The sequence below is a fragment of the Serratia sp. PL17 genome (assembly GCF_017832355.1).
GTDB lineage: Bacteria > Pseudomonadota > Gammaproteobacteria > Enterobacterales > Enterobacteriaceae > Serratia.
This window is the reverse complement of record NZ_JAFIBY010000001.1, coordinates 1,112,632-1,136,044: the sequence shown is the minus strand read 5'-3', so window position 1 is coordinate 1,136,044 and position 23,413 is coordinate 1,112,632. Positions and strand designations below refer to the sequence as shown.

Genomic DNA, 23,413 nt, shown 5'->3' with positions numbered 1-23,413 from the left:
CTCTAGTCGATAGAAATCAGATAGGTGTAATCAACGTCGATCTGACGCATTTTCGAATCCTGATTCCATTCTTTGGTTTGAATAATTTCCATTTCAATGCTGCCTTTCACCTCATGCCGGAGTCCTGGCATCACATGGGTGCTCAGATAGGCAAAGAACTGTGAACACTCTTTCGCGGTACCCAAATGATTGATGGAGATATACTCACGCCCGGCAATAGGGATATTATCAATATGATAACCTGACAAAATGTCTTTTTTATTCTCAGGATCCACCGCCATGATGTGCGTCGCGGAACATTCGCTGCCCCCTCGATTACGGACAGAGTGAATACTGTAAACACGGTGGCAATCGACATTAAGCCCGCGGAAGAAATCGGTAAAGATTTCATCTTTCATCGCCATACAAGACGAATGTTCGATCTCCGTCTCTCCGACAAAATCCAACTGACGTGAGTAGCCAACCAATTGCATATCCGGCAGGGTCAGGCGCTTGACCTCTGGGTAGTAGTCAGCCGCAAAGTTGGCATCAAAACTAAAGCGCGGCATCAGGTTCTTCACATCCCACCGCTCCATCGAACGGTAACGGTTAGGCGTGGTGTCGAAACGCTGTTTGAACATCCGAGTGAAGGTTTGCTGGGAATCGAAACCCAGTTCGTCTGAAATATCGATAATAGAACGATGAGTAATACGTAACGCTACCGCGGCGCGCGTCAGAATGCGTGAGCGAATATAGGTGGCAAGTTGAATACCAGTGATACGTTTGAACTTACGTTGCAGGTGCCACTTGGAATAGCCGGAAATGCGCGCGACTTCGTCCAGGTTTGGCCGTTTCTCCAGATGTATCTCAACCCACTCAATTAACTCTTCAATAAAAAATACATCTTCATTAGTCATTAATATACATTCACTAACTTAATAATACTCGGGATAATAACCCACATAGATTATGCAAAAGTTGTTATTTTGTGCGAAAAACGGGGCCTAATCCCCCCGATTAATCCAGTGGATATTGCCTGTCGCCGGTCAGTGATGACGACTATTTCACGATTGCTGCACCAAGCTATCCCGGTTTTATCACCAAGAAAAATCCAATCGCGCCATTTGCCTGCCAACCCCTGGCACACGCGCAGTGCTAAAAGCTTAATAGCCCTACAATTAAGACGTATTACCCTTGCAGTGATTCAGGTAGAATGCAGCGCTATAATTTTCCCTGCGCCTCCGCTGAGAGGCGCGTTGAACTTGCCAATATACGGTAAAGATAGGTGTAGTTATTCTATGAAGTTCAGGCCGGTACAACCCGCAACCACCAAAGGCTTGCACATCGCCAGCTCTCCTTTCACCCACAACCAGCAAAGCACCCGCCGTATTATGCTGTGGGTGATGTTGGCCTGTATTCCCGGTATTGCGGCGCAGGTAGTTTTTTTTGGCTATGGCACCCTGGTGCAAACCGCTCTGGCAATGATCGTCGCGCTATTGGCGGAAGGCGCCATTCTCGCCTTGCGTAAATTGCCGGTACGCACCCGGCTGGCGGATAACTCTGCCCTGCTGACCGCCCTGCTGCTGGGGATCAGTTTGCCACCGTTAGCACCCTGGTGGATGATTGTGATCGGTACCTTCTTCGCCATTGTCATTGCTAAACAGCTGTATGGCGGCCTTGGACAAAATCCGTTCAACCCGGCAATGGTGGGCTATGTCGTCTTGCTGATCGCTTTCCCGGTACAGATGACCAGCTGGCTGCCGCCGGATGAGCTACGTGCGACCGCACTGTCATTCCAGGATACGCTGTTGGCTATTTTCAGCGGCCATACTGCACAAGGTGCCAGCATCCATGAATTGCAAATGGGCATTGATGGCATCAGCCAGGCGACGCCATTGGACGGATTCAAAACCGGCCTGCGCAGCGGTCATAGCGTCGAACAGGTTTTGCAGCAGCCGCTGTTCGGTGGTGCGTTAGCCGGCATCGGTTGGCAATGGGTCAACCTCGGTTTTCTGGCCGGTGGCCTGTTTATGTTGGCCCGCCGCCTGATTCACTGGCAGATCCCGTTCAGCATGCTGGCAGCCATCGCGGTGTGTTCCGGTCTGGCCTGGTGGCTTGATCCGGCGCAGCAAGCTTCGCCCCTGATTCATCTGTTCTCCGGTGCCAGCATGTTGGGTGCATTCTTTATTGCCACCGACCCAGTCAGCGCGTCTACTACGCCGAGAGGCCGCCTTATTTATGGCGCGTTGGTTGGCGTTCTGGTGTGGCTTATCCGCGTTTACGGGGGTTATCCCGACGGCGTCGCCTTTGCCGTACTGCTGGCCAACATTACCGTACCGCTTATCGACCATTACACGCAGCCCCGCGTGTATGGCCATCGCTAAGGAGCCATGATGCTTAATTCAATGAGAAAGCATGGCACCACGCTGGCGGTGTTTGCCGCAGTGACCACCGGCCTGACCGCTGTGGTGCATAGTCTGACGCAGAAAACCATCGCCCACCAGGCGGCCTTGCAGCAAAAGGCGCTGCTTGACCAGGTGGTTCCGCCTGAACACTACGACAACAACATGCAAACCGAGTGTTTCCTGATCAGCGATCCGGCACTGGGTAATGGTGCCCCGCATCGATTGTACCTGGCGCGCAAAAACGGTCAGCCCACCGCGGCCGCGGTAGAAACCACCGCCCCGGACGGCTATTCCGGCGCGATTCAGCTGCTGGTCGGGGCTGATTTCAGCGGCACCGTGCTGGGCACTCGTGTGGTCGAACACCATGAAACCCCAGGACTGGGCGATAAAATTGAATTACGTATCTCGAATTGGATCTCGTTCTTCAGCGGCAAAAAAATTGAAGGCCCAGACGATAAACGCTGGGCGGTGAAGAAGGACGGCGGTATGTTCGATCAATTCACCGGTGCCACCATCACCCCACGCGCAGTGGTCAACGCCGTTCGCCGCACGGCATTGTATATGGAAACGCTGCCGCCTAAACTTGATAGCTTACCTGCCTGTGGAGCCAGCGAATGAGTGAAGCCAAAGATCTGATTGTCCAAGGGTTGTGGAAAAACAACTCCGCCCTGGTGCAATTGCTGGGGATGTGCCCACTGTTGGCCGTGACCTCCACCGTGACCAATGCCCTTGGGCTTGGGCTGGCAACCACCCTGGTATTGACGCTGACCAACGGATCCATTTCAGCCGTGCGCCGCTGGGTGCCAAATGAAGTGCGTATCCCGATTTACGTAATGATCATTGCCGCAGCCGTGAGCATCGTACAAATGCTGATCAACGCCTATGCCTTCGGCCTGTATCAGTCGTTGGGGATCTTTATTCCGTTGATCGTCACCAACTGTATCGTGGTCGGCCGTGCTGAAGCGGTAGCCTCTAAAAAACCGATTGGCCTATCCGCGCTGGATGGTTTGGCGATTGGCCTGGGCGCTACCGGTGTGATGGTTACTCTGGGTGCCATGCGTGAACTCCTGGGCAACGGTACCCTGTTCGACGGCGCCGATATGCTGTTGGGGAGCTGGGCCAAAGTATTGCGCATTGAAGTCGTTCACTTCGACAGCCCTTTCCTGCTGGCTATGCTGCCACCCGGCGCCTTCATCGGGTTGGGATTGTTGCTGGCCGTAAAATACCTGATTGATGAACGGATGAAAGCACGCACGGCGAAAGCGTTAACCACCGAAGCGGTGCTGGGACAAGGACAGGCAGAGAAAGCATAATGAACAAGCAGAAACGGCTGGAAATTCTTACCCGGCTGCGCGACAACAACCCGCAGCCGACCACCGAACTGGTGTACACCACGCCGTTTGAACTGTTGATCTCCGTGCTACTTTCCGCACAGGCTACCGATGTCAGCGTTAATAAAGCGACCGCCAAGCTTTATCCGGTCGCCAATACGCCGGCGGCGATGCTGGCATTAGGCGTTGACGGCGTTAAAAACTATATCAAGACCATCGGCCTGTTTAACAGCAAGGCTGAGAACGTGATCAAAACCTGTCGCATGCTGCTGGAGCTGCACAACGGTGAAGTGCCGGAAGATCGCGCCGCGTTAGAGGCCCTGCCCGGCGTTGGCCGAAAAACGGCTAACGTGGTGCTTAATACGGCCTTTGGCTGGCCAACCATTGCCGTAGATACCCATATCTTCCGCGTCTGCAACCGCACGCATTTTGCGCCAGGCAAGAATGTGGATCTGGTTGAAGAGAAGCTATTAAAGGTCGTGCCCGCAGAATTTAAGGTTGATTGTCATCACTGGCTGATTCTGCACGGCCGCTACACCTGCATTGCACGTAAACCGCGCTGCGGTTCCTGCATCATTGAAGATCTCTGTGAGTTTAAAGAGAAGGTTTATCCCGACGCCTGATCCTGTTGGGCGCCAACATTGCGCCCGTCCCTCATCCCCCCGATACCATCGAGCTATTTTTTATCAGAAATGTGATATCAAACAGCAGTAACCTTGGTCTTATCGAGGATTTCAGTGGAAAACGCACTTCCCGCTTATTTTCAAGCGAAAAATTAGTCAAAAATTGCGGCAAACCTCACGTTTTAAAGATCACATTACCGTCACAAGCGCCAGCCCTGTTTTCCTAAATTTCTATAATTTTACAAAACCCACCATATGCACAACAATCCAATGGATTAATCACCCCACCTGTTGATATGAACCGTCAAAATCCAATTCAGCAGAATATATCACTGTTTAAATTCCGTATAGCTTTTAATCAAAACAAAAACTCGGCAAAGCAAATAAAGTCGAAAGTTAATGCTGCATAACATTTGCAACATGGTTGTTTCACTTCGCGAACGTTATATGTAACAGGATATGACAAACACCTTGCCTCGCTGACAAAGATAGTGAACATTAACCGCCGTCATCCCATCCTATAACAACGCAGAAGGATGCAGTCCTGCATCACCTTTTGCAATTTCTCGTCTCTCTGGGACGGGGCAGTGAAAAATCAGAGGTACCAGTGTCAACAGCAAACAACAACAGCAAACACCCTGAAAGCGTCAGTTTGAACGCGTTCAAACAGCCTAAGGCGTTTTATCTGATCTTCTCGATCGAGCTTTGGGAACGTTTTGGTTATTACGGCCTGCAAGGCATCATGGCGGTTTACCTGGTCAAAATGCTTGGCCTGAGTGAAGCCGACTCCATTACCCTGTTCTCCTCCTTCAGTGCACTGGTCTATGGCTTTGTCGCCATCGGCGGCTGGCTTGGGGATAAAGTGCTGGGCTCCAAACGCGTAATCGTGTTGGGTGCACTGGTGCTGGCTATCGGCTACGCCATGGTGGCTTACTCTGGCCACGACATCTTCTGGGTCTATCTGGGTATGGCGACTATCGCCGTGGGCAGTGGCCTGTTCAAGGCTAACCCATCCTCCTTGCTGTCAACCTGCTATGAGAAAGACGACCCGCGTCTCGATGGCGCTTTCACCATGTACTATATGTCGGTGAACATCGGTTCCTTCTTCTCTATGCTGGCAACGCCATGGCTGGCAGCCAAATATGGCTGGAGCGTGGCGTTCTCTCTGAGCGTAGTGGGTATGTTGATCACCCTGGTCAACTTTATGATGTGCAATAAATGGGTAAAAAATCAGGGATCCAAGCCTGACTTTAAACCGCTGCAGGTGAAAAAACTGCTGATGGTATTGGTTGGTGTGGTCGCGCTGGTCGCTATTTCCAGCTGGCTGCTGCACAACCAGATTATTGCACGCTGGGCACTGGCTATCGTTTCCATCGGTATCGTCATTGTGTTCGCCAAAGAAACTTTTGCGCTGCACGGTGCCGCACGCCGCAAGATGATCGTCGCCTTCCTGCTGATGCTGGAAGCGGTGGTGTTCTTCGTGTTGTACAGCCAGATGCCAACCTCGCTGAATTTCTTCGCCATCCATAATGTTGAGCACAACATCCTGGGCATTGCCTTTGAACCTGAACAGTATCAGGCGCTGAACCCGTTCTGGATCATGCTGGCCAGCCCAATTCTGGCGGCGCTGTATAACAAGATGGGCGACCGTCTGCCAATGCCGCACAAGTTCGCTTTCGGTATGATCCTGTGCTCCGGTGCCTTCCTGGTGCTGCCTTGGGGCGCCAGCTTCGCCAACGAACAGGGTATCGTTTCGGTTAACTGGCTGATCCTGAGCTATGCACTGCAGAGCATCGGTGAGCTGATGATCTCCGGCCTGGGCCTTGCAATGGTCGCTCAGTTGGTTCCACAGCGCCTGATGGGCTTTATCATGGGCTCCTGGTTCCTGACCACCGCCGCTGCTGCGCTGATTGCCGGTAAAGTCGCAGGTCTGACCGCTGTGCCAAGCGACGTCAACGACGCCCACGCGTCACTGGCTATCTACAGCCACGTGTTTATGCAAATTGGTATTGCTACCGCCGTGATCGCCATCCTGATGATGCTGACGGCGCCGAAGCTGTATCGCATGACGCTGGACACCGCAGAAGATACCAACAAGAAAGCGCAGGCTGCCGCTGCAGCCAATTAATCGCTGACGACGGTTTCCAATCGTAAAAAAGCCGGGGCAATAATTTGCACCGGCTTTTTTTTATACCGCGTCGTTGGTGATTCAGACCGAAGATTTGCCGCTCAGATTAGTCCACATGAACTCGCTGACCAATGCCCCATGAAACGCGGATTGTTTTTTATCCGCCGCCGCACTGTGCCCACCTTCGGTATTTTCATAGAAGTAGACCTGCTGGTAGCCCATCTTCTGCATGCGTGCCGCCATCTTACGCGCATGGGATGGGTTAACCCGGTCGTCACTGGTGGCGGTGTAAAACAACACCGGCGGGTAGGCCACATCAGCCTTAATGTTGTGGTAAGGCGAGAATGTTTTGATATAGGCCCACTCTTCAGGTTTGCTTGGGTCGCCGTATTCAGCAATCCATGATGCACCCGCAGACAGCTGGGTATAGCGTTGCATATCAAGCAGCGGCACTTCGCAGACAATACACCCGAACAACTGCGGGTAAAGTGTCAGCATATTGCCCACCAGTAACCCACCATTGCTGCCGCCACGGGCACCCAGGTGCTGTGACGACGTCACTTTCCGCGCAATCAAATCCTGTGCCACGGCGGCAAAATCTTCGTAAGCACGGTGGCGGTTTTGTTTTAGCGCCGCCTGATGCCAGGCGGGGCCATATTCGCCCCCGCCGCGGATATTCGCCACCACATACACGCCGCCGCGCTCAAGCCAGGTCGGCGCCTTGGCCCCCAGGTAGCCCGGTAATAACGACACTTCAAATCCGCCATAGCCGTACAGCAACGTTGGGTTGCTGCCGTCTAATTTGATGCCCTTGGCGGCTATCTGGAAATACGGCACCTGCGTCCCGTCTTTAGAGGCAGTGAAATGCTGGCTGACCTGATAGCCGCTGGCATCAAAGTCTTGTGGCCCCTGCTTGAGCAGTTCTGCCTCAGCGCCATCAAGATTACCCAGATACAGTGAGGTTGGCTGCAGGAAACCGCTGATGGTCAGGAAATAATCATTGGTTTCATCATCAATACCGCCGGCTGAAATGGTGCTGATCGTACCAGGCTTGCCCAGCGGCTTGCGTTGCCAGGTGGTGCCCTGCGGCGTCAGCACTTCCAGTCGGTTGACCACGTTGTCCATGATACTGAGGATCAAATGATCGCGCGTGGCGCTGTAACCACTCAGCGCAGCCTGAGCCGTCGGGGTGAATAATGCCGTCAGCTCACGCTTGCCCGCTAAATAATCATCGAAATGCGCCGCCAGCAGTGAACCGGAGGGATAACGCACACCGCCAACGTCCCAGTCACTGCTCGGTTTAATCAACAACCATTCGCGATGTGTGCTGAACTCGGCGTCAGCCGGAATATCAATTTTGACCTGTTGATCTTGCGCGGTCAGCAGATAGGTTTCACGACGGTAAAAATCCAGGCTACGGCCCACGTAGTTCCGTTCAAACCCCGGCGTGTGGTCGTGATAGGCAAACACCGCCATGTCCTGCGGTTGCGCTTCATACAGCATTTGGGCGGCACTCAAGGGTGTACCGCGCTGCCAGCGCTTGGCAATGCGCGCATAGCCGGATTGGGTCATCGATCCTGGGCCAAAATCGGTGGCGACAAACAGCGTGTCTTTATCAATCCACGACGCCTGGCTTTTCGCCACAGGCAAGACAAAGCCATCTTTCACAAACTGCTTGCTGACCAGATCAAACTCGCGAATTTCGGTGGCGTCACCCCCGTCCGGTGACAGTTCCACCAGGCAATAACGGTATTCTGGTGCCAGTGATTGTGAACCGTGGAACACCCAGTCTTTGCCCTCGGCCTTGCCCAGTGCGTCGATATCCAATACCGTTTCCCAGGCGGGTTTTTCTTTGCGGTACTCCTGAAGCGTGGTCCGTCGCCATAATCCCCGTGGATTGGTTTGATCCTGCCAAAAGTTGTAATAGTAATTCCCGCGCTTGGCGACCCACGGAATTTGACTGTCTTTGTTCAGAATGTCCAACACCTGCTTTTCCACCTGCTGGAACGCTGCGCTTTGCGCAAAGCGTGCAGTGGTACGCTGGTTTTCCTGCTTGATCCACGCCTGGGCGGCCTTGCCCTGCAACGCTTCCAGCCACAGGAATTCATCGGTGGGATGAGCGCCCCCTTCTGCCGCCATCGCCAGGCGGATACTGTTGGGTAATGAAGTCATCGCAAATACGGCTCCTGCGGTTTGTACACTGAGTTTAATAAACTGGCGTCGATGAGTTACCGTCAAAATCAAGCTCCCTCTCTTGGATAAATAAGACTCATTTTCAATAAAGTAGGTCTTTGACAACGCTGAGTCAAAGCTTGTGCCCCAACCGTTGAGTCAAAATTTAGGATAGTGGATCAGATCGTGGATACGCACCGTCTGTTGGCTGGCATTGCGGTAAGCATGGGGGCGATCGGCCTGGAAGCGCATTGCCTCGCCCGTCGCCAGCGAATACCACTGCCCATCAACCGCCAACTCAAGTTCACCGCTGATGACAATCACATGCTCAATCACCCCCGGTTCATGCGCTGAAGACTCGCTGAGAGCCCCCGGGGCCAGATCGATAACAAACATATCAAAGCCCAGTTGACGATCGAACGGAAACAGCGGTACGACGCGCATATCGGCGCTGTTCTGATTAAACACCGGCGCGTCACCATAGCGGTGGAGCGTCGCCTGCTGTTGCAGCGGTGATATTTCCAAAAAAGCAGAAAATGCCACATTAAAGCCCGTGGCTATCTTCCACAGTGTCGCCACCGTCGGGCTGGATTCGCCGCGTTCTATCTGTCCCAGCATTGCCTTGCTGACACCGGTGTTTTCAGCTGCCTGTGCCAGGCTCCAGCCGCGATGCATACGCAACGAACGGAGCGTCTGAGCCAGATGACTGGACAGTTCCTGCATGTTTTTCTCCCCTGAAATTCCGGTTGATTATAGCCACTTGTGCGCTATAGCGCACGATGCTATGCTCATTTCTTCTCGTGCGCTATAACGCACAACTGCTGCCGGAGTGTGTTATGCGCCCTGCCATCTCTCTGCGTCACCTTTCTTTACCCGCCGTTATGGCCGGGTTTGTAGCGGTATTGGTGGGCTACACCAGTTCCGCCGCCATTATCTTCCAGGCAGCCGCTGCCGCAGGCGCGACGCCGTTACAGATCGGCGGTTGGCTGAGCATGTTAGGCCTGGGGATGGGGATAACGTCTCTGGGGCTTTCACTGTATTACCGCACCCCCATTTTGACCGCCTGGTCGACTCCCGGTGCGGCACTGCTGGTAACCAGCCTGCCTGGTACTCCGATCAACGAAGCCATTGGCGTGTTTATCTTTGCATCAGGACTGATCCTGCTGTGCGGCGTCACTGGGTTGTTCGCCCGGCTCATGGATTATATTCCCCAGGCTATTTCAGCGGCGATGCTGGCAGGGATCCTCCTGCGCTTTGGACTCGACGCCTTCGCCTCATTACAGGTCAATTTCGTGCTCAGCGCGGGCATGGGATTGGTGTATTTGATCGCCCGCCGCTATTTGGCGCGTTATGCGATTGTGTTGACGCTGCTGGCCGGACTGGCGATTGCAGCGCTGCAAGGCAATATTCACCTTTCACAACAACCACTGACTTTCGCCGTACCGGAATTTATTGCACCGCATTTTACCTGGTCAACGTTATTAGGCATTGGCGTCCCGTTCTTCGTTGTCACCATGGCATCACAAAACGCCCCGGGCATTGCAACGCTGAAGGCAGCCGGCTACAACGTGCCCACGTCACCACTGATCAGTTGGACGGCGCTGGTCGCTCTGCTGTTAGCCCCCTTTGGCGGGTTTTCGGTGTGTATTGCCGCGATTACCGCCGCCATCTGCATGGGCCCGGACGTGCACGCTGATCCACAGCGTCGCTATATGGCTGCCGTGGCCGCAGGTGGGTTTTATCTGCTGGCTGGGGTATTCGGCGCTGTTATCGGCATGCTGTTCAGCGCATTACCTGCGGCACTCATCCATACCATTGCCGGTCTTGCACTGCTGGGCACTATCGCAGGCAGTTTGCAACGCGCCCTGCAAGATGAAAGACAGCGCGATGCCGCACTGATTGCCTTCCTGATCACCGCGTCCGGCGTGACATTGCTCGGTGTGGGTTCTGCATTCTGGGGAATTATCGGGGGGGCTATCGCCCATCTCATCCTCTCGTTACCGCAGCGTAAGCGCCTACCGGGAGGCTAAACCAACAGGGCGACCTTCGCACATGGGTTAATGTGGCAATTTTTTTCCCCTTCGGTGATCTTCTGCTTAACTGAAAGTGGGAAAGCTCGTTGCCCATAATGGACCGTTAAGGGAGCCGCCATGCCATCTTCCGTGCAAATTGATCTGATTCAGCAAATTGACGCCGCTTACCGCCATTGGACAGGCGATGGATTACCCGGCCCGCAGGCGGCCGCTGACGAGCGGCTCGCCTGGTTACATCAGCAAGCGCCTTACAGCTTGTTGGCTCACGCGGACGGCGTCGACCCGTTGTTTACCTATGCCAATCACTGTGCTCAGCACTGCTTTGGCTATTCCTTTGATGAATTTATCGCGCTGCCTTCACGACTGAGTGCTTCACCGGCGGATCGCGCGGAGCGTCAGCAATTGCTGGATAAAGTCACGCTGAAAGGGATTGCACAAGGATATTGTGGTCTGCGCGTGGATAAATTTGGTGATGCCTTCACCATTTATGACTGCGCGGTGTGGCAAATACCCGGCGGCGGCCAAGGTGCCCTGTTCTGGCCGCAACCCAAACGCCGGCCGGGCTGGTATAGCCAACAACATCAGGTGAACCATGCAAGACAATAACCGCTGGGCGCAGGTTGACGCTTATCTCGTCGACAAACTGGTCGAACAGGATGACGCTCTGTTGCAGGCGCTGGCTGCCAACGGCGCAGCAGGATTACCCGATCACGACGTCGCGCCAAATCAGGGCAAATTGCTGCATCTGTTTGCCCTGATGGTGAATGCCAAGCGTATTTTGGAGATCGGGACTTTAGGCGGTTACAGCACCATTTGGTTGGCGCGTGCATTAGCACCGGGCGGCTTAGTGGTGTCGCTGGAGGCCGATCCACGCCATGCTGAGATAGCCAGAAACAATATTGCCCGCGCAGGGCTGAGTGAAAGTGTTGCGTTACAGGTCGGACCGGCGCTCAACAGCCTGCCGCAATTACAGCAAGAAGCCCCTTTCGATCTGATCTTTATTGATGCCGACAAACCCAATAATCCTGATTATTTACGATGGGCGCTGGCGTTGTCTCGCCCCGGAACGGTGATTATCGGCGATAACGTCGTACGTGACGGCGCAGTTACCGACTCAACAAGCCGTGACGAGCGGGTTCAGGGTGTACGGCGCTTTTTTGACATGATGGCCAATGAACCTCGTCTCAGCGCTACCGCGTTGCAGACCGTAGGGAGTAAGGGATGGGATGGTTTTTCCATCGCCATAGTTAACTATTAGGTTACACCGTCACGAGAAAACTCATGAATGACCACGCCACGCTGTTAGCTCAGCGTCTGATCCGCAATATCGAACAGGTTGAAAAAACGCACGACCAGCGCCCACCTCTTTATGACAGCGTCGGCGCCCGCTTGGCTACTGGCACCGCTGCCAGCAAGTTGGGCGCATCCATAGACATCGTGGCGCCGGGCATGCGCTCCTGCCCTTATCATTTTCACTATGCACAGGAAGAAATGTTCATTGTACTTGAGGGGACGGGCAGCCTACGGGTTGCGGGTGAACAACTGCCGATCAAAACCGGCGACGTTATTTTTATCCCGCCGGGGCCGGAATACCCGCATCAGATCATCAACACGTCAGATGCGCCGTTGAAATACCTTTCCATCAGCACCCGCGAACAACCCGAACTGGTGGAATATCCGGACTCGGGCAAGTTTTTGGCGTCAGCCCTGCGTGAAGATGCTCAACCGGTGCGTTACATGCAACGCCCTTCAGCGTCGCTCGATTATTGGCAGGATGAACCCTGAATCGCCTTCAGGTATCGCGAGCCCCAATGCTCGCGCGGCCTGCTCGGCTACACGGAAATCAATATCCGCCGCCTCGCCGTCCTCCATAAACCAGGCCGCGGACAATCCTGCCCAAGCGAGGATCCACTGCAACAGTCGCTGCCGTTCGAACCCCGCCAATTGGCAGACCTGTTCAACCCGGCGGGAAAAAATGTCAGGATCGGTCGCGACACCGTAATTAGGGTTGCAGAAGATATTGGCGTAGTCGAAGGCACGTTCGCCATAGAGACGTTTGGGATCGATCACCAACCAACCGCGGTCACCGAAGTCCAACACGTTGTCATGGTGGATATCACCATGCAATACGCTCTGTTCGCGCGGGCTGGTCAGTAATTCAGCCGCCACGTTAGCGCTCAGGCGCAGCATGCCACCGTGAGCCTGAGCCGCTGGCCACAAAGAGCTAAACCACTGGTGTAAAGGGATAAGATCCGGCAATGGCTGCGAACGCGGTACATGCAGGCGGGCAACCACCTGACAAAGAATTGCCGTCGCCTGCTGATCGTCACCTTCACGGACCATCTGGGCCAGCGAACGCGTCCCTTGCGCGCGCTCTAACAAGATGCCATCGTCGTGCCGTGCGAGAACTTGCGCAGCGCCTTCGCCCTGCCACCAGCACATTAATAGCCCGCCGAATTTTTCTTCCTCTTCGCGTGCGATTTTCAACATCGCAGGAGCCCCTTGATAGCGCACCGGCATCAGCAGGCTGCTGTGGGTTTCAAAAGCCTGCCCGTCGGGCTGCAACTGCCAACGTTGCATATAGGGAATTAAGGCTTGATTCATTACCCTGAAATATCCTTCACAGTTATAAATGAATGTTAGTGATACTATTAGAAATCAATAGATCTCAGCGTACTTCCGATGTTCTTCGCTCTATCCTAACCAAGTTTGTTTATTTTTTTAATTAATCTCTCGGGGTTTTAATCATGACATCATTGAAGCGCATTAATTATCCGCACTTGCCGACACCTGGCGGCCCCTATGTCCATGCTGTGCGCCATGGAGATACATTGTATGTGTCCGGGCTGACGGCATTTGCCACTGAGGCTCAGGGGCAAGCAACGCAACAACAAGCACAGGCTATTTTGGAGCAGTTGGCGACCATCACCGCGGCGGAAGGTGCGAACCTAAAAGCGCTGATTAAAATAACGGTATTTTTAACCAATATCGGCGATCTGCAGACCCTTCGGCCCGTGCTGTTTGACTACTTTGATGGTGCACTACCAGCCTGTTCACTGGTTGAGGTCAGCGCACTCTTCTCACCGCAGATTAGCGTGGAGATCGAGGCCGTGGTGGCATTATGAGTTTGGGGCGCTACAACGCGCCCAAATTGAATAAACAATCCATTATGCTGCATAAATATACCAACGCGCATTTCACAGAATTCGCCAGTCAGTACGCAAGTTTTCAATGAGGGAGCTGCCGACAAGAAAAACAGGGCCGCGCATGCGTTAAGCTTTGCCGCTATCAGGAATATTCTGCTAATTTACCACTAAGAAATTTGTTACCGACGAGACGTTATGCAACAAAAGCCGGTTATGCACGAAGCCAGACAATTAAAGCGCCTCAACGCCGCCACGCGACGACAATCCCATATGTACAAATGGATTGCCTTTATCGCGGCGATGGACGCTGTGTTGGTGTTTTTTTATGACCGGGATATGCGCAACATCACCTTTTCAGGCGCCGTTGCGCTGGTATGCGGGTATTTGTGGATCCGCGATCGCAACAAAGCGCGCGGTTACCGGCGGGAGTACGATCGCAAATTTGGCAAGCACAGTGGCCATTAGCCCTGCATGGCCTCCAGCACTTTTGCACTGTCTACGATTTGCACAAATTTCACGATTTTCCCCGCACGTAGCTGATAAATATGCGCAAAGGATGCGGTGAAAGACTTACCGGTGGCGCCATAGGTACCCTGATAGAACCCTTGGGCAATCACGTTATCACCTGCATCATAAAAATGGTCAACATCCGCGCGGTAACCCTGCCACTCCGTTCCTAAACGCTGATGAACATTTTTAAAGATCGCCTGTGGGCCAATATAGGTACCGGCATAGGGAAACCCTGCAGCTTCCGTCCATTCCGCGTCGGGCGCTAACGCCGCCAGCAGGTTGCGACCATTCTCTTCTGCACTGCCACCCTCATAAGTAGCGCGTACAATTTCAAGATTCGTTGGCATGACATTTCTCCGGTGGCGTGAGCGGGATATTCCGGCCATACCCCACGGACACAGGTTTACACCAAGCGGGGATGACCGGAATAAGACCATTGTAGGTTGCTTATTCCGGTACAAAAACCGCAATTGCGGCAATAGTCCGTTGCAGTATAGTAAACAATTCTTTTACCGCATTGTCATAACCGGCTCATTGACGGCTGTTATAATCTGTTGCTTTCCGACAACAAGGAACACAACGTGCATTCTTCCCTGCCGCAAGCCCTACTGCAGCCTTTCTCGCCCTATCAGGAACTGGCGCAGGCATTGCTGCCACTGACGCTCGATTCCGATGATGGCTCGCATGATGTGGCCCATTTGCACCGGGTGTGGAAAAACACCTGTAAGATCAGTCAACATGAAGGCGGTGACCGCCGCATTCTGTGTGCTGCCGTCTTGCTGCATGACTGTGTGGCCGTGGAAAAGAATTCGCCCCAGCGGCACCTGGCCTCACGCATGGCGGCCGAAAAAGCCGGTTTACTGCTGACGCAGCTGGGTTGGGCCGCGCAAGACATCGCCAAAACCGCTCACGCTATTGAGGCGCACAGTTTTTCCGCCGCCATTACGCCAGAGACGCTTGAAGCAAAGATCATGCAAGACGCAGACCGTCTGGACGCCATCGGTATGGTTGGCGTCGCACGTTGCTTCTATATTGGTGGACGCATGCGCAGCGCACTGTACGATGCAGCCGATCCGCTGGCACACCATCGTCAGTATGACGATAAACGTTTTACACTGGACCACTTCGAAACCAAGTTGTTCAAACTCCAGGACGATTTCCAAACCGTCACCGGTAAAACAATGGCGCAAGAGCGCACCGAGCGCATGCGACGCTTCCTTAGCGACTTGCTGGACGAGGTGTGAACGGATAATTTCCCCTGCCCGGTCGTTCCGTTAAGCCAGCGGCATCTTCGGCTCGCTAATTGCTGTACACTGACTGTCATCTTCACTGACCAGGCTATGACGATAATGAAAAAATTGACGCTGAAAGACATGACGGAAAGCGAGCAACGTGAAGTTAAAACCGAGCTGGACAAGGCACGCAAAAGTCTCGGCCGCGCATTGACCAATGCCGAAAATAACAAGATCAAGGATGAAGTCGTGGCACGTATCACCGCCGCCCGTGCAAAAATTGAAAAAGCGACGCGTGCCGAGCGCAAAGCCAATCGCATTCAGCCCACTGGGGAAACCTATAGCTGGACAGCCTCAATGAACAGCACACGTCGCCCTCGCTAAACCTCCGCCCCAAAACCCCGTATTGACGGGGTTTTACTCCCCCATTGTTGATTAGCCAAACTCATCAGCCCGTCTTAATCATGAATAACCGTGTTATCAAGCGGTTGTAAATTGACAGCATCATGCAGAATATTCATTATCACCGCATATCCACTTTTCATGAGACTGCTATGGCCAACCTCAACAACAATGACGCTCCTCAGATGCCGACATTGCGCCTTGCGGGTTTGCTCGCGGTTAATTCGAAGAAACAGACGCTCATTTGACTGGGGCGTAGGGTCCCGTCAGATGAGCTGACAGGGCGGTACGCAACTCGTCTCCTCTCTTGTTTTCTCATCTGGCTTCTTATTGCACGCATTGAAGGAAATTAATATGGCCTCATTCTCCGGTATTTGGGTTGCGCTGGTGACCCCATTCAATAACAGCGCCGTCGACCTGCCTGCGACTCAACGGCTGGCTCAACACCTGATCGCCTCTGGGGTCGATGGGTTGGTGGTCTGCGGTACTACCGGAGAAGCGGCGGCATTGAGCACCGACGAACAGCTGGCAGTGCTCGACGCGGTACTGGCCGTGACACCGGCTCATCAAGTGGTTATGGGGCTGTCCGGTAATAACATGCGTGACACACTGCAAATGCAGCAGGCGATCCAACTGCGCGACATTGCTGGTGTACTGATCCCCGCGCCCTATTACATTCGCCCGTCGCAATGTGGTCTGGTGGACTATTTCACCCAGCTTGCCGATGCCTCAAACGTGCCGGTAATCCTGTACAACATTCCGCAACGCACCGGCGTGGTGATCGAGCTGGCCACCCTTCGCCAGATCGCACGCCATCCGCAGGTAAAAGCCATTAAGGACTGCGGCGGTAATCCGGACACCACCATGGCACTCATTAGCGATGGTGAGATCGACGTTCTGACAGGCGAAGATAATCTGATCCTCACCACGCTGTGCCTCGGCGGCACGGGCGCCATTTCCGCCTCAGCGCATATTCACCCGGAGCGCTTTGTGCAGCTGGTGCAACAGGTTGCCAACGGTGATCTGATCGCCGCACGCGCCAACTTCTACTCGCTGTTGCCGATGATCCACCAGATGTTCAGTTTCCCTAACCCCGCGCCGGTCAAGGCTGCACTGGCTCTGCAAGGGTTGATCCGCAATGAGTTGCGCTCACCAATGCAAAGCGTGCCGCAGGCGTTGCAGCAGCAAATTGCCACTACCCTGGCACAGCTTGAACCCGAAGAAGCATTGATAAGTTAATTTTGTCGGTTAACCCGCTGTAATTTTGACGTTATAGAGCTAGGATCAGAGGTTAAGCATGCCTGTCACTTATCACTCTCAAGGAGCTTTCGATGAAACTGTTCTATAAAGCCGGTGCCTGTTCTCTGTCCCCTCATATCGTTCTGCGTGAGGCGGGCCTGGATTTTACGGCGGAAAAGGTTGATCTCGCGCTGAAGAAAACCGAAAGCGGCGCAGATTACCTGACCATCAACCCAAAAGGACAGGTGCCGGCGTTACTGCTTGATGATGGCAGCCTGCTGACTGAAGGCGTAGCGATTGTGCAATATCTTGCCGACCGCGTTCCGGATCGCGGGCTGATCCCGGCGGCAGGCACATTGTCACGCTACCACGCTATTGAATGGTTAAACTATATCGCGACGGAGCTGCATAAAGGCTTCAGTCCGCTGTTTAACCCGAAAACGCCGGAAGAATACAAAACCTTTTCGCGGGAGAAACTGGATAAGCAGTTCGACTACCTGGATTCGGTGCTGGCGAAGCAGCATTTCTTGTTAGGGGCGCGCTTTAGCGTCGCTGACGCTTACTTGTTCACCATCTTGCGGTGGGCAATTGCTATGCAGTTTGATCTCAAAAAACGCGCGCACTTATCCGCTTATTTTGAGCGCGTAGCGGCACGACCGGCGGTGGATGCAACGTTGAGTGCCGAAGGGCTGAAATAATACCCACGCCCCGGCAGGTTTTCTTGCCGGGGCGCTGAATCTGACTTAAACCTTTACCGCTTTAAATTCACACGTCGGTTGTACAATGCGGTCTTGCGCCGCCACGACCTGCAACTCATACTCACCCATTGCCTGCGTGGTCAGCATGACCTCATAGACTGCTGCCGTAACGTGTTCCAACGCGTTATCCAGCGCCTCACCCTTCAGCAAATTAACCAACAACAGGCCGCTGGTCAGATCGCCCACGCCCACAGGCTGCCGAGAACCAAAATCCACTAGCGGGCGGCTAATGTGCCAAGCCTGATCGACCGTAACCAACAGCATCTCAAAACAGTCGCTATGATAGCCAGCACGGCTCAAATGCTTGACCAACACCACTTTTGGCCCTTTGGCAATTAATTCGCGCGCAGCGCTTACCGCTTGATCAACATCAGCGATGGTGCGCTGGCTCAATAACTCCAGCTCCAGCAGGTTGGGTGCGATCATGTCACTGCACGGCAATGCCTGCTGGCAATGAAACTCCGCCACGCCCGGCGCGACTATGCACCCCTTCTCCGGGTGGCCCATAACGGGATCGCAGAAGTACCACGCGTTCGGATTAGCCTGCTTAACCTGACGCACGATCTCCAGAATATGGCTACCCTGTTCCGGCGAACCTATGTAGCCACTCAGCACAGCATCGCAATGCTTCAGTTGGTCAATATCGGCAATACCTTGCGCAATCTCAGTCAGGTGGCTGGCTGGCATCACGCAGCCGGTCCATTTGCCATATTGAGTATGATTGGAAAACTGTACGGTATTGAGTGGCCAAACGTTTACACCCATGCGGCGCATCGGAAATTCTGCAGCGCTATTACCTGCATGGCCAAAAACAACATGAGATTGAATAGAAAGAATGTTTTTCATCAAAGACCTGCCCTGACGCCTTAAAAATAAAGGGGCCGCTGAGGGCCCCTTTGCTGCAATTTTGATTACTTCCAATCCACCAGGCAGTAATGCTTTTTACCACGACGCAGAAGCGTGTAGCGACCAAACAGGCGATCGGTATCGCTGAAGGTGTATTCGGCGTTGGACTGTTTCTCACCGTTGATGGTCACCGCATTGGAACCGATCATGGTGCGCGCCTGGCCGCGTGAAGGCACCAATTCGGCATTCACCAGCGCCTGTTGCAGATCGGCGTCGCCGTCAAGTTTAATTGTCGGCATACCGTCCTGCGCCAACTGGGCAAAGTCCGCTTCCGTCATGTCGTGCAGCGCGCCGGAGAACAGGCTTTGCGTGATGCGCTTGGCCGCAGCCAGGCCTTCAGCACCGTGCACCATACCGGTCACTTCTTCCGCCAGCACATATTGCGCACGTGGTGCCTTGCCGCTGTTCTTGTCTTCTTCCTCCAGCGCGTTGATGTCTGCCAGATCCATAAAGGTGAAGAACTTCAGGAAACGGTATACGTCAGCATCGGCCGTGTTAATCCAGAACTGGTAGAACTTGTAAGGACTGGTTTTTTCTGGTGCCAGCCAGACTGCGCCGCCTTCCGTCTTACCGAACTTGGTCCCGTCTGCTTTGGTGATCAATGGCACCGTCAGGCCGAAGACCTGTTGCTGGTGCATACGACGGGTCAAGTCGATGCCGGAGGTGATATTGCCCCACTGATCGGAACCACCGATCTGCAGTTCAACCTGATGACGGTTGTACAGCTCGGAGAAGTCAAAACCCTGCAACAGGTTGTAGGAGAACTCAGTGAAAGAAATACCCGAGTCGTCACGGTTCAGACGCTGCTTCACCGCTTCCTTGTTGATCATTTGGTTGACCGAGAAATGCTTACCAATATCACGCAGGAAGGTCAGCACATTCATGCCACCAAACCAGTCGTAGTTGTTGGCGGCAATCGCGCTGTTGCTACCGCAGTCGAAATCGAGGAACGGGGAAACCTGCTTGCGGATTTTATCCACCCACTCGTTCACCGTTTCGGTGGTGTTCAACTTACGCTCGGCCGCTTTGAAGCTCGGGTCACCGATCAAACCGGTGGCACCGCCCACCAACGCTACCGGCTTGTGACCGGCAAGCTGGAAGCGCTTCAGGCACAACAGAGGAACCAGATGGCCCAAATGCAAGCTGTCAGCGGTCGGATCGAAACCGCAATACAGTGCAATTGGCCCTTGCGCCAGTCGCTCTGCTAACGCTTCCTCATCCGTAACCTGGGCAACGAGGCCCCGCTCTTGCAGTTGTTTAATCAAGTTGCTGCTTGCCATCAATGACTCCATGTATAAACGAATGCACCTTTGTCGGTACACGACCTTTCGCCCACTGGCGAAATATTAAATTCAGAATAACGCATATAGTCTAACCCGTTCGAGCCGCAGGAAGGCTGCCGCTTGAAATATGACGGGTATAGAATAAAGCGCCGGCGGCATCAGTACCAGCGCTTAAGGGGGATTTTCGGTCTTCAGGGTGCCAGTCGGTCAATTTTCCAGTCATTCCCGTCCCGTTGATACAGGAAACGGTCATGCAGACGGTTGGCACCGCCCTGCCAAAACTCGACGGAGTCGAAATTAACCCGGAACCCGCCCCAGAAACTTGGCAGCGGTACTTCGCCCTGTTGGAATTTTTGCTTCAGCTCGAGGAATTTACTTTCCAGCACACCACGCGCGGAAATGCGCGATGACTGTTGCGACACCCACGCGCCAATCTGGCTGTCTTTTGGCCGGCTGGCGAAGTACTTCATAACCTCTAAAGTGGATAACCGCTCCGCTTTGCCGAGGAAAATCACTTGTCGCTCAAGCATGTGCCATGGGAACAGCAGGCTAATATGTGGGTTCTGTGCTAACTGTTGTGCCTTGCGGCTGCCCAGATTGGTGTAGAACACCAACCCTTTGTCATCATAATGTTTCAGCAGCACAATACGCTGATAGGGCTGCCCGTTCTCGTCCACCGTTGCTACACACATCGCCGTGGGATCGGCCAGGCGCGCGTCGCACGCCTGTTTCAGCCAGCGTTCAAACAGCGTTAACGGATTAGCGGTCAGATCGTTGCGGCGCAAGCCACCCCGAGTGTATTCACGGCGCAGGTCCGCGACATCAAACTCATTATTTTCAATCATCCGGTTATCAACCAACTGAAAAATCGTGATTCTATTCTGCGCCAGCGGCGTCAGGATCTCAATCGCTCTGACGCCGCACCCGCTGGATCAATTAGCCAGCGTACAGTCGCTCATGATCACTTTGCCATTACGCTCAAGGTAGGCGTTTTGACCCTTCGACCAAAAGGTGTATTTGCCGTCGCTGTATTTGGCACCGGACATGGCCAACACCTGTTTCAGCTTCAGCTGTTCGCCGTCCATCAACATGCTGACGGTGCTCTCCTTACCGTCCAGCGACACCGTCAACGGCGTGGTGCCACATTGGTAATGCAACGTCTGGCTGCTTTGCGGTAAAACGTAGCTACAGCCAGCCAATGCCAGTACCCCGGCGGAAATAATGACTTTTTTCATGCGATTGCTCCTTAGGAAAACCTGTCGATTTCTATCCTAACAGAGCTAACGCCCCCCCAAAGGCAAAACCGGATAAATCCCACCCAGCAGCGTTTCACAACTTGCCCCCGTTACTGAAGGCAGGTTGCCGGGCTGCCCAGACAACGTACGGAACGCCAGCCAGGCAAAGGCTAACGCTTCCATATCATCACCACTGATCCCGAAATCATCCGTCAGGCACACTTCTGTACCGGGCAACAATGCCGACATCCGCGCCATCAGCAACGTGTTACGTGCCCCGCCGCCACACACCAGCAGGCGCTCGCAGCCTCCCGCTAACTGAACCTGTTCACAGATGGTGATCGCCGTCAGTTCCGCCAACGTCGTTTGCACATCGACGGGACTGACCGCGACCAATCCCGCCAGTTGACGTTCAAGCCAGGCCGCATTGAAATACTCGCGTCCCGTGCTTTTTGGCGCAGGCAGCGCAAAATAGGGATCGGACAGCATTTGCTGCAACAAAGGCAGGCAGACCCGCCCTTCCATAGCCCAGCTGCCGTCTTTATCGTAAGCCTGGGAACGGTGACGCCATATCCAGGCATCCATAAGCATATTGCCCGGCCCGGTGTCAAAACCACGCACCGGCGCCCCCGGCAATAGCATCGAGAGATTGGCGATCCCACCAATATTCAGCACCATACGGCGCTCGACCGGATGCGCCAACAGTGCCTGATGGAAGGCGGGCACTAACGGGGCACCCTGGCCACCATAAGCCATGTCACGACGACGAAAATCGCCAACGGTGGTGATATTGGTTAGCGCAGCGATACGATTATTGTCACCCAATTGCATTGAGAAACGTGCATCGCCGTCGGGCTCATGCCATACCGTCTGCCCATGGCAACCAACGGCAGTAATGTCTTGAGCCGTCAGACCGGTTTGTTTCAGCAGGCCAATCACCGCCTCGCCAAAGAGTGTGCCAAGCTGAGCATCCAGCCTGCCTACCGCAGAAAGTGTGGTCTGCTGTCCCTGGCACATGCCGAGGATGTCTTGCTTTAGTTGAATCGGTATCGGATGGCTGTAGCTGGCCTGTTGCGCGACCACTCGTCCGTCGATCGCAGCAAGCACCACGTCGACGCCATCCAGACTGGTGCCAGACATAACACCTATATAGCGGCCTGACTTCATAGCAACATCCCTTACCCCAGACGGGGAAGCAAAATTTTAACTTGATAAATAAACCAGAATTGAAACATTAACGCCATGAATTATGATGTCTTTTTTCACCTCTGTGAGCAATGCGCCTGTTTATTCGCCTATTCTCCATAGTGATAACCTCGGCTAAACAACAGCTCAATATGCGACGGAATTTCTTCCTATACTGTTATAAAGCTAAACCACCGTTTATTATTGGTTGAACAGTGCAAAGTTAAGCTGCGTGCAGTAACAGGTCATGGTGATATCCGCACGTTTACGCCATACTTTATCTATCTTTTTCACTGAATATGGCCTGGAAAGGTTCCCCAGGTTATGGACTACTACCAACAGGAGTTTTATATGATCAAGCGTCTTCTCGTCGTTGCTATCGCCGCAGTTACGCTGGCAGGGTGTGCTAATGATTCCATGTCAGGCGACGTGTATTCCGCTTCGCAGGCCAAACAGGTGCAAACCGTGACTTACGGTACGCTGGTTTCAGTGCGTCCAGTCAAGATCCAGGGTAGTGAAACGTCGAATACCATTGGCGCAATCGGGGGGGCCGTTTTGGGTGGCTTCCTTGGTAATACCGTGGGTGGCGGTACGGGTCGTAGCTTGGCGACGGCTGCAGGCGCAGTGGCAGGTGGTGTGGCAGGTAACAGCATAGGTGAAGCGGCCGGTCGTACTTCAGGCTACGAGCTGGAAATCAAGACAGACCAAAAAGAGAACATCGTGGTGGTTCAGAAGGCTGGAGACACCAAGTTCAGCCCGGGTCAACGTGTTCGTATGGCTCGCACCGGCGACACCATTACCGTATCCCCGCTGTAAACTCAGCGTATCAGGTAAAACCGGAGGCTT

26 protein-coding genes are annotated in these 23,413 nt (G+C 53.8%); 16 read left to right on the top strand and 10 right to left on the bottom strand.

The features are described from left to right. Positions 1 to 2: 2 nt before the first annotated feature. A complete protein-coding gene (locus JOE25_RS05650; RefSeq protein WP_209633094.1) occupies positions 3 to 896 on the bottom strand; it encodes a helix-turn-helix domain-containing protein in 894 nt (297 codons plus the stop codon). Positions 897 to 1,277: 381 nt separating this feature from the next. Between JOE25_RS05650 and rsxD the strand changes: the two genes are divergently transcribed. The 5 genes from rsxD (at position 1,278) to dtpA (ending at position 6,466) form a co-directional block, all read left to right on the top strand. Next, entirely contained in the window at positions 1,278 to 2,363 is a 1,086-nt protein-coding gene (gene rsxD / locus JOE25_RS05645) for an electron transport complex subunit RsxD (RefSeq protein WP_209633092.1), read from the top strand. A gap of 9 nt (positions 2,364 to 2,372) precedes the next feature. After that, on the top strand, positions 2,373 to 3,002 hold the full coding sequence (gene rsxG, locus JOE25_RS05640; protein WP_209633090.1) for an electron transport complex subunit RsxG: 630 nt from the start codon (positions 2,373 to 2,375) through the stop codon (positions 3,000 to 3,002). Next, the gene (locus JOE25_RS05635; protein ID WP_209633088.1) at positions 2,999 to 3,697 is read left to right on the top strand and encodes an electron transport complex subunit E; all 699 of its coding nucleotides are present in this window, start codon (positions 2,999 to 3,001) and stop codon (positions 3,695 to 3,697) included. The genes rsxG and JOE25_RS05635 overlap by 4 nt, the downstream gene beginning before the upstream one ends. Beyond that, complete coding sequence (gene nth, locus JOE25_RS05630; protein WP_209633087.1) at positions 3,697 to 4,338, top strand: endonuclease III; 642 nt, start codon at positions 3,697 to 3,699, stop codon at positions 4,336 to 4,338. Before JOE25_RS05635 ends, nth begins: the two co-directional genes overlap by 1 nt. A gap of 607 nt (positions 4,339 to 4,945) precedes the next feature. After that, positions 4,946 to 6,466, top strand: a complete 1,521-nt coding sequence (dtpA, locus tag JOE25_RS05625; RefSeq protein WP_209633086.1) for a dipeptide/tripeptide permease DtpA — start codon at positions 4,946 to 4,948, stop codon at positions 6,464 to 6,466. Between the two features lie 81 nt (positions 6,467 to 6,547). Here the strand turns inward: dtpA and JOE25_RS05620 are convergent, their stop codons facing one another. After that, the gene (locus tag JOE25_RS05620; protein ID WP_209633085.1) at positions 6,548 to 8,638 is read right to left on the bottom strand and encodes a prolyl oligopeptidase family serine peptidase; all 2,091 of its coding nucleotides are present in this window, start codon (positions 8,636 to 8,638) and stop codon (positions 6,548 to 6,550) included. Between the two features lie 159 nt (positions 8,639 to 8,797). Further along, positions 8,798 to 9,361 (bottom strand): XRE family transcriptional regulator, encoded by a 564-nt coding sequence (locus tag JOE25_RS05615; protein ID WP_209633084.1) that lies wholly within the window; start codon positions 9,359 to 9,361, stop codon positions 8,798 to 8,800. Between the two features lie 113 nt (positions 9,362 to 9,474). On the opposite strand from JOE25_RS05615, the gene JOE25_RS05610 reads away from it, so the two are divergent. The 4 genes from JOE25_RS05610 to JOE25_RS05595 all read left to right on the top strand — a co-directional run bounded on the left by JOE25_RS05610 (position 9,475) and on the right by JOE25_RS05595 (position 12,456). After that, positions 9,475 to 10,668, top strand: a complete 1,194-nt coding sequence (locus JOE25_RS05610; RefSeq protein WP_209633083.1) for a benzoate/H(+) symporter BenE family transporter — start codon at positions 9,475 to 9,477, stop codon at positions 10,666 to 10,668. 120 nt (positions 10,669 to 10,788) lie between these two features. Then, positions 10,789 to 11,277, top strand: a complete 489-nt coding sequence (locus tag JOE25_RS05605; protein WP_209633082.1) for an MEKHLA domain-containing protein — start codon at positions 10,789 to 10,791, stop codon at positions 11,275 to 11,277. Next, positions 11,264 to 11,929 (top strand): O-methyltransferase, encoded by a 666-nt coding sequence (locus tag JOE25_RS05600; RefSeq protein ID WP_209633081.1) that lies wholly within the window; start codon positions 11,264 to 11,266, stop codon positions 11,927 to 11,929. The genes JOE25_RS05605 and JOE25_RS05600 overlap by 14 nt, the downstream gene beginning before the upstream one ends. Before the next feature lie 23 nt (positions 11,930 to 11,952). Then, entirely contained in the window at positions 11,953 to 12,456 is a 504-nt protein-coding gene (locus tag JOE25_RS05595; RefSeq protein WP_209633080.1) for a cupin domain-containing protein, read from the top strand. Here JOE25_RS05595 and JOE25_RS05590 read toward each other — a convergent pair. Then, on the bottom strand, positions 12,421 to 13,275 hold the full coding sequence (locus tag JOE25_RS05590) for an aminoglycoside phosphotransferase family protein (protein WP_209633079.1): 855 nt from the start codon (positions 13,273 to 13,275) through the stop codon (positions 12,421 to 12,423). The genes JOE25_RS05595 and JOE25_RS05590 overlap by 36 nt on opposite strands. A gap of 143 nt (positions 13,276 to 13,418) precedes the next feature. Here JOE25_RS05590 and JOE25_RS05585 point away from each other — a divergent pair, with 143 nt between their 5' ends. Together JOE25_RS05585 and JOE25_RS05580 are read left to right on the top strand one after the other, a co-directional pair. Then, positions 13,419 to 13,796 (top strand): RidA family protein, encoded by a 378-nt coding sequence (locus JOE25_RS05585; protein WP_209633078.1) that lies wholly within the window; start codon positions 13,419 to 13,421, stop codon positions 13,794 to 13,796. Between the two features lie 216 nt (positions 13,797 to 14,012). Next, positions 14,013 to 14,282 carry a hypothetical protein gene (locus JOE25_RS05580; protein WP_209633077.1) on the top strand — a complete coding sequence of 90 codons (270 nt, stop codon included), beginning with the start codon at positions 14,013 to 14,015 and terminating at the stop codon, positions 14,280 to 14,282. Here JOE25_RS05580 and JOE25_RS05575 read toward each other — a convergent pair. Beyond that, positions 14,279 to 14,674 (bottom strand): nuclear transport factor 2 family protein, encoded by a 396-nt coding sequence (locus JOE25_RS05575; RefSeq protein WP_209633076.1) that lies wholly within the window; start codon positions 14,672 to 14,674, stop codon positions 14,279 to 14,281. The two genes, JOE25_RS05580 and JOE25_RS05575, sit on opposite strands and share 4 nt — an antisense overlap. A 234-nt stretch (positions 14,675 to 14,908) precedes the next feature. Between JOE25_RS05575 and JOE25_RS05570 the strand changes: the two genes are divergently transcribed. The 4 genes from JOE25_RS05570 to gstA all read left to right on the top strand — a co-directional run bounded on the left by JOE25_RS05570 (position 14,909) and on the right by gstA (position 17,898). Continuing rightward, positions 14,909 to 15,571: an HD domain-containing protein gene (locus tag JOE25_RS05570; protein WP_209633075.1), complete on the top strand. Its 663-nt coding sequence runs from the start codon at positions 14,909 to 14,911 to the stop codon at positions 15,569 to 15,571. 105 nt (positions 15,572 to 15,676) lie between these two features. Further along, positions 15,677 to 15,943, top strand: coding sequence for a DUF3811 domain-containing protein (gene yjbD, locus JOE25_RS05565; RefSeq protein ID WP_209633074.1), 267 nt, complete (start codon positions 15,677 to 15,679; stop codon positions 15,941 to 15,943). Between the two features lie 372 nt (positions 15,944 to 16,315). Then, on the top strand, positions 16,316 to 17,200 hold the full coding sequence (dapA, locus tag JOE25_RS05560; protein WP_209633073.1) for a 4-hydroxy-tetrahydrodipicolinate synthase: 885 nt from the start codon (positions 16,316 to 16,318) through the stop codon (positions 17,198 to 17,200). 92 nt (positions 17,201 to 17,292) lie between these two features. Further along, the gene (gene gstA / locus JOE25_RS05555) at positions 17,293 to 17,898 is read left to right on the top strand and encodes a glutathione transferase GstA (protein ID WP_209633072.1); all 606 of its coding nucleotides are present in this window, start codon (positions 17,293 to 17,295) and stop codon (positions 17,896 to 17,898) included. 45 nt (positions 17,899 to 17,943) lie between these two features. Here the strand turns inward: gstA and pdxY are convergent, their stop codons facing one another. The 5 genes from pdxY to anmK form a co-directional block, all read right to left on the bottom strand. Then, positions 17,944 to 18,804 (bottom strand): pyridoxal kinase PdxY, encoded by an 861-nt coding sequence (gene pdxY / locus JOE25_RS05550; protein ID WP_209633071.1) that lies wholly within the window; start codon positions 18,802 to 18,804, stop codon positions 17,944 to 17,946. 65 nt (positions 18,805 to 18,869) lie between these two features. Next, positions 18,870 to 20,144: a tyrosine--tRNA ligase gene (tyrS, locus tag JOE25_RS05545; RefSeq protein ID WP_209633070.1), complete on the bottom strand. Its 1,275-nt coding sequence runs from the start codon at positions 20,142 to 20,144 to the stop codon at positions 18,870 to 18,872. A 194-nt stretch (positions 20,145 to 20,338) separates the two neighbouring features. Continuing rightward, positions 20,339 to 20,992 carry a pyridoxamine 5'-phosphate oxidase gene (gene pdxH, locus JOE25_RS05540; protein WP_209633069.1) on the bottom strand — a complete coding sequence of 218 codons (654 nt, stop codon included), beginning with the start codon at positions 20,990 to 20,992 and terminating at the stop codon, positions 20,339 to 20,341. 87 nt (positions 20,993 to 21,079) lie between these two features. After that, a complete protein-coding gene (locus JOE25_RS05535) occupies positions 21,080 to 21,382 on the bottom strand; it encodes an MliC family protein (RefSeq protein WP_209633068.1) in 303 nt (100 codons plus the stop codon). A gap of 45 nt (positions 21,383 to 21,427) precedes the next feature. Beyond that, positions 21,428 to 22,549, bottom strand: coding sequence for an anhydro-N-acetylmuramic acid kinase (gene anmK / locus JOE25_RS05530; RefSeq protein WP_209633067.1), 1,122 nt, complete (start codon positions 22,547 to 22,549; stop codon positions 21,428 to 21,430). A 369-nt stretch (positions 22,550 to 22,918) separates the two neighbouring features. Here anmK and JOE25_RS05525 point away from each other — a divergent pair, with 369 nt between their 5' ends. Then, a complete protein-coding gene (locus JOE25_RS05525; protein ID WP_026142354.1) occupies positions 22,919 to 23,383 on the top strand; it encodes a glycine zipper 2TM domain-containing protein in 465 nt (154 codons plus the stop codon). Positions 23,384 to 23,413: the final 30 nt, after the last annotated feature.

Excerpts from the sequence above, each read along its gene's own strand:
- JOE25_RS05650 (WP_209633094.1), bottom strand. The coding sequence starts at position 896 with ATGACTAATGAAGATGTATTTTTTATTGAAGAGTTAATTGAGTGGGTT.
- rsxD (WP_209633092.1), top strand. The coding sequence starts at position 1,278 with ATGAAGTTCAGGCCGGTACAACCCGCAACCACCAAAGGCTTGCACATC.
- rsxG (WP_209633090.1), top strand. The coding sequence starts at position 2,373 with ATGCTTAATTCAATGAGAAAGCATGGCACCACGCTGGCGGTGTTTGCC.
- JOE25_RS05635 (WP_209633088.1), top strand. The coding sequence starts at position 2,999 with ATGAGTGAAGCCAAAGATCTGATTGTCCAAGGGTTGTGGAAAAACAAC.
- nth (WP_209633087.1), top strand. The coding sequence starts at position 3,697 with ATGAACAAGCAGAAACGGCTGGAAATTCTTACCCGGCTGCGCGACAAC.
- JOE25_RS05620 (WP_209633085.1), bottom strand. The coding sequence starts at position 8,638 with ATGACTTCATTACCCAACAGTATCCGCCTGGCGATGGCGGCAGAAGGG.
- JOE25_RS05615 (WP_209633084.1), bottom strand. The coding sequence starts at position 9,361 with ATGCAGGAACTGTCCAGTCATCTGGCTCAGACGCTCCGTTCGTTGCGT.
- JOE25_RS05610 (WP_209633083.1), top strand. The coding sequence starts at position 9,475 with ATGCGCCCTGCCATCTCTCTGCGTCACCTTTCTTTACCCGCCGTTATG.
- JOE25_RS05605 (WP_209633082.1), top strand. The coding sequence starts at position 10,789 with ATGCCATCTTCCGTGCAAATTGATCTGATTCAGCAAATTGACGCCGCT.
- JOE25_RS05600 (WP_209633081.1), top strand. The coding sequence starts at position 11,264 with ATGCAAGACAATAACCGCTGGGCGCAGGTTGACGCTTATCTCGTCGAC.
- JOE25_RS05595 (WP_209633080.1), top strand. The coding sequence starts at position 11,953 with ATGAATGACCACGCCACGCTGTTAGCTCAGCGTCTGATCCGCAATATC.
- JOE25_RS05590 (WP_209633079.1), bottom strand. The coding sequence starts at position 13,275 with ATGAATCAAGCCTTAATTCCCTATATGCAACGTTGGCAGTTGCAGCCC.
- JOE25_RS05585 (WP_209633078.1), top strand. The coding sequence starts at position 13,419 with ATGACATCATTGAAGCGCATTAATTATCCGCACTTGCCGACACCTGGC.
- JOE25_RS05580 (WP_209633077.1), top strand. The coding sequence starts at position 14,013 with ATGCAACAAAAGCCGGTTATGCACGAAGCCAGACAATTAAAGCGCCTC.
- JOE25_RS05575 (WP_209633076.1), bottom strand. The coding sequence starts at position 14,674 with ATGCCAACGAATCTTGAAATTGTACGCGCTACTTATGAGGGTGGCAGT.
- yjbD (WP_209633074.1), top strand. The coding sequence starts at position 15,677 with ATGAAAAAATTGACGCTGAAAGACATGACGGAAAGCGAGCAACGTGAA.
- dapA (WP_209633073.1), top strand. The coding sequence starts at position 16,316 with ATGGCCTCATTCTCCGGTATTTGGGTTGCGCTGGTGACCCCATTCAAT.
- gstA (WP_209633072.1), top strand. The coding sequence starts at position 17,293 with ATGAAACTGTTCTATAAAGCCGGTGCCTGTTCTCTGTCCCCTCATATC.
- pdxY (WP_209633071.1), bottom strand. The coding sequence starts at position 18,804 with ATGAAAAACATTCTTTCTATTCAATCTCATGTTGTTTTTGGCCATGCA.
- tyrS (WP_209633070.1), bottom strand. The coding sequence starts at position 20,144 with ATGGCAAGCAGCAACTTGATTAAACAACTGCAAGAGCGGGGCCTCGTT.
- pdxH (WP_209633069.1), bottom strand. The coding sequence starts at position 20,992 with ATGATTGAAAATAATGAGTTTGATGTCGCGGACCTGCGCCGTGAATAC.
- JOE25_RS05535 (WP_209633068.1), bottom strand. The coding sequence starts at position 21,382 with ATGAAAAAAGTCATTATTTCCGCCGGGGTACTGGCATTGGCTGGCTGT.
- anmK (WP_209633067.1), bottom strand. The coding sequence starts at position 22,549 with ATGAAGTCAGGCCGCTATATAGGTGTTATGTCTGGCACCAGTCTGGAT.
- JOE25_RS05525 (WP_026142354.1), top strand. The coding sequence starts at position 22,919 with ATGATCAAGCGTCTTCTCGTCGTTGCTATCGCCGCAGTTACGCTGGCA.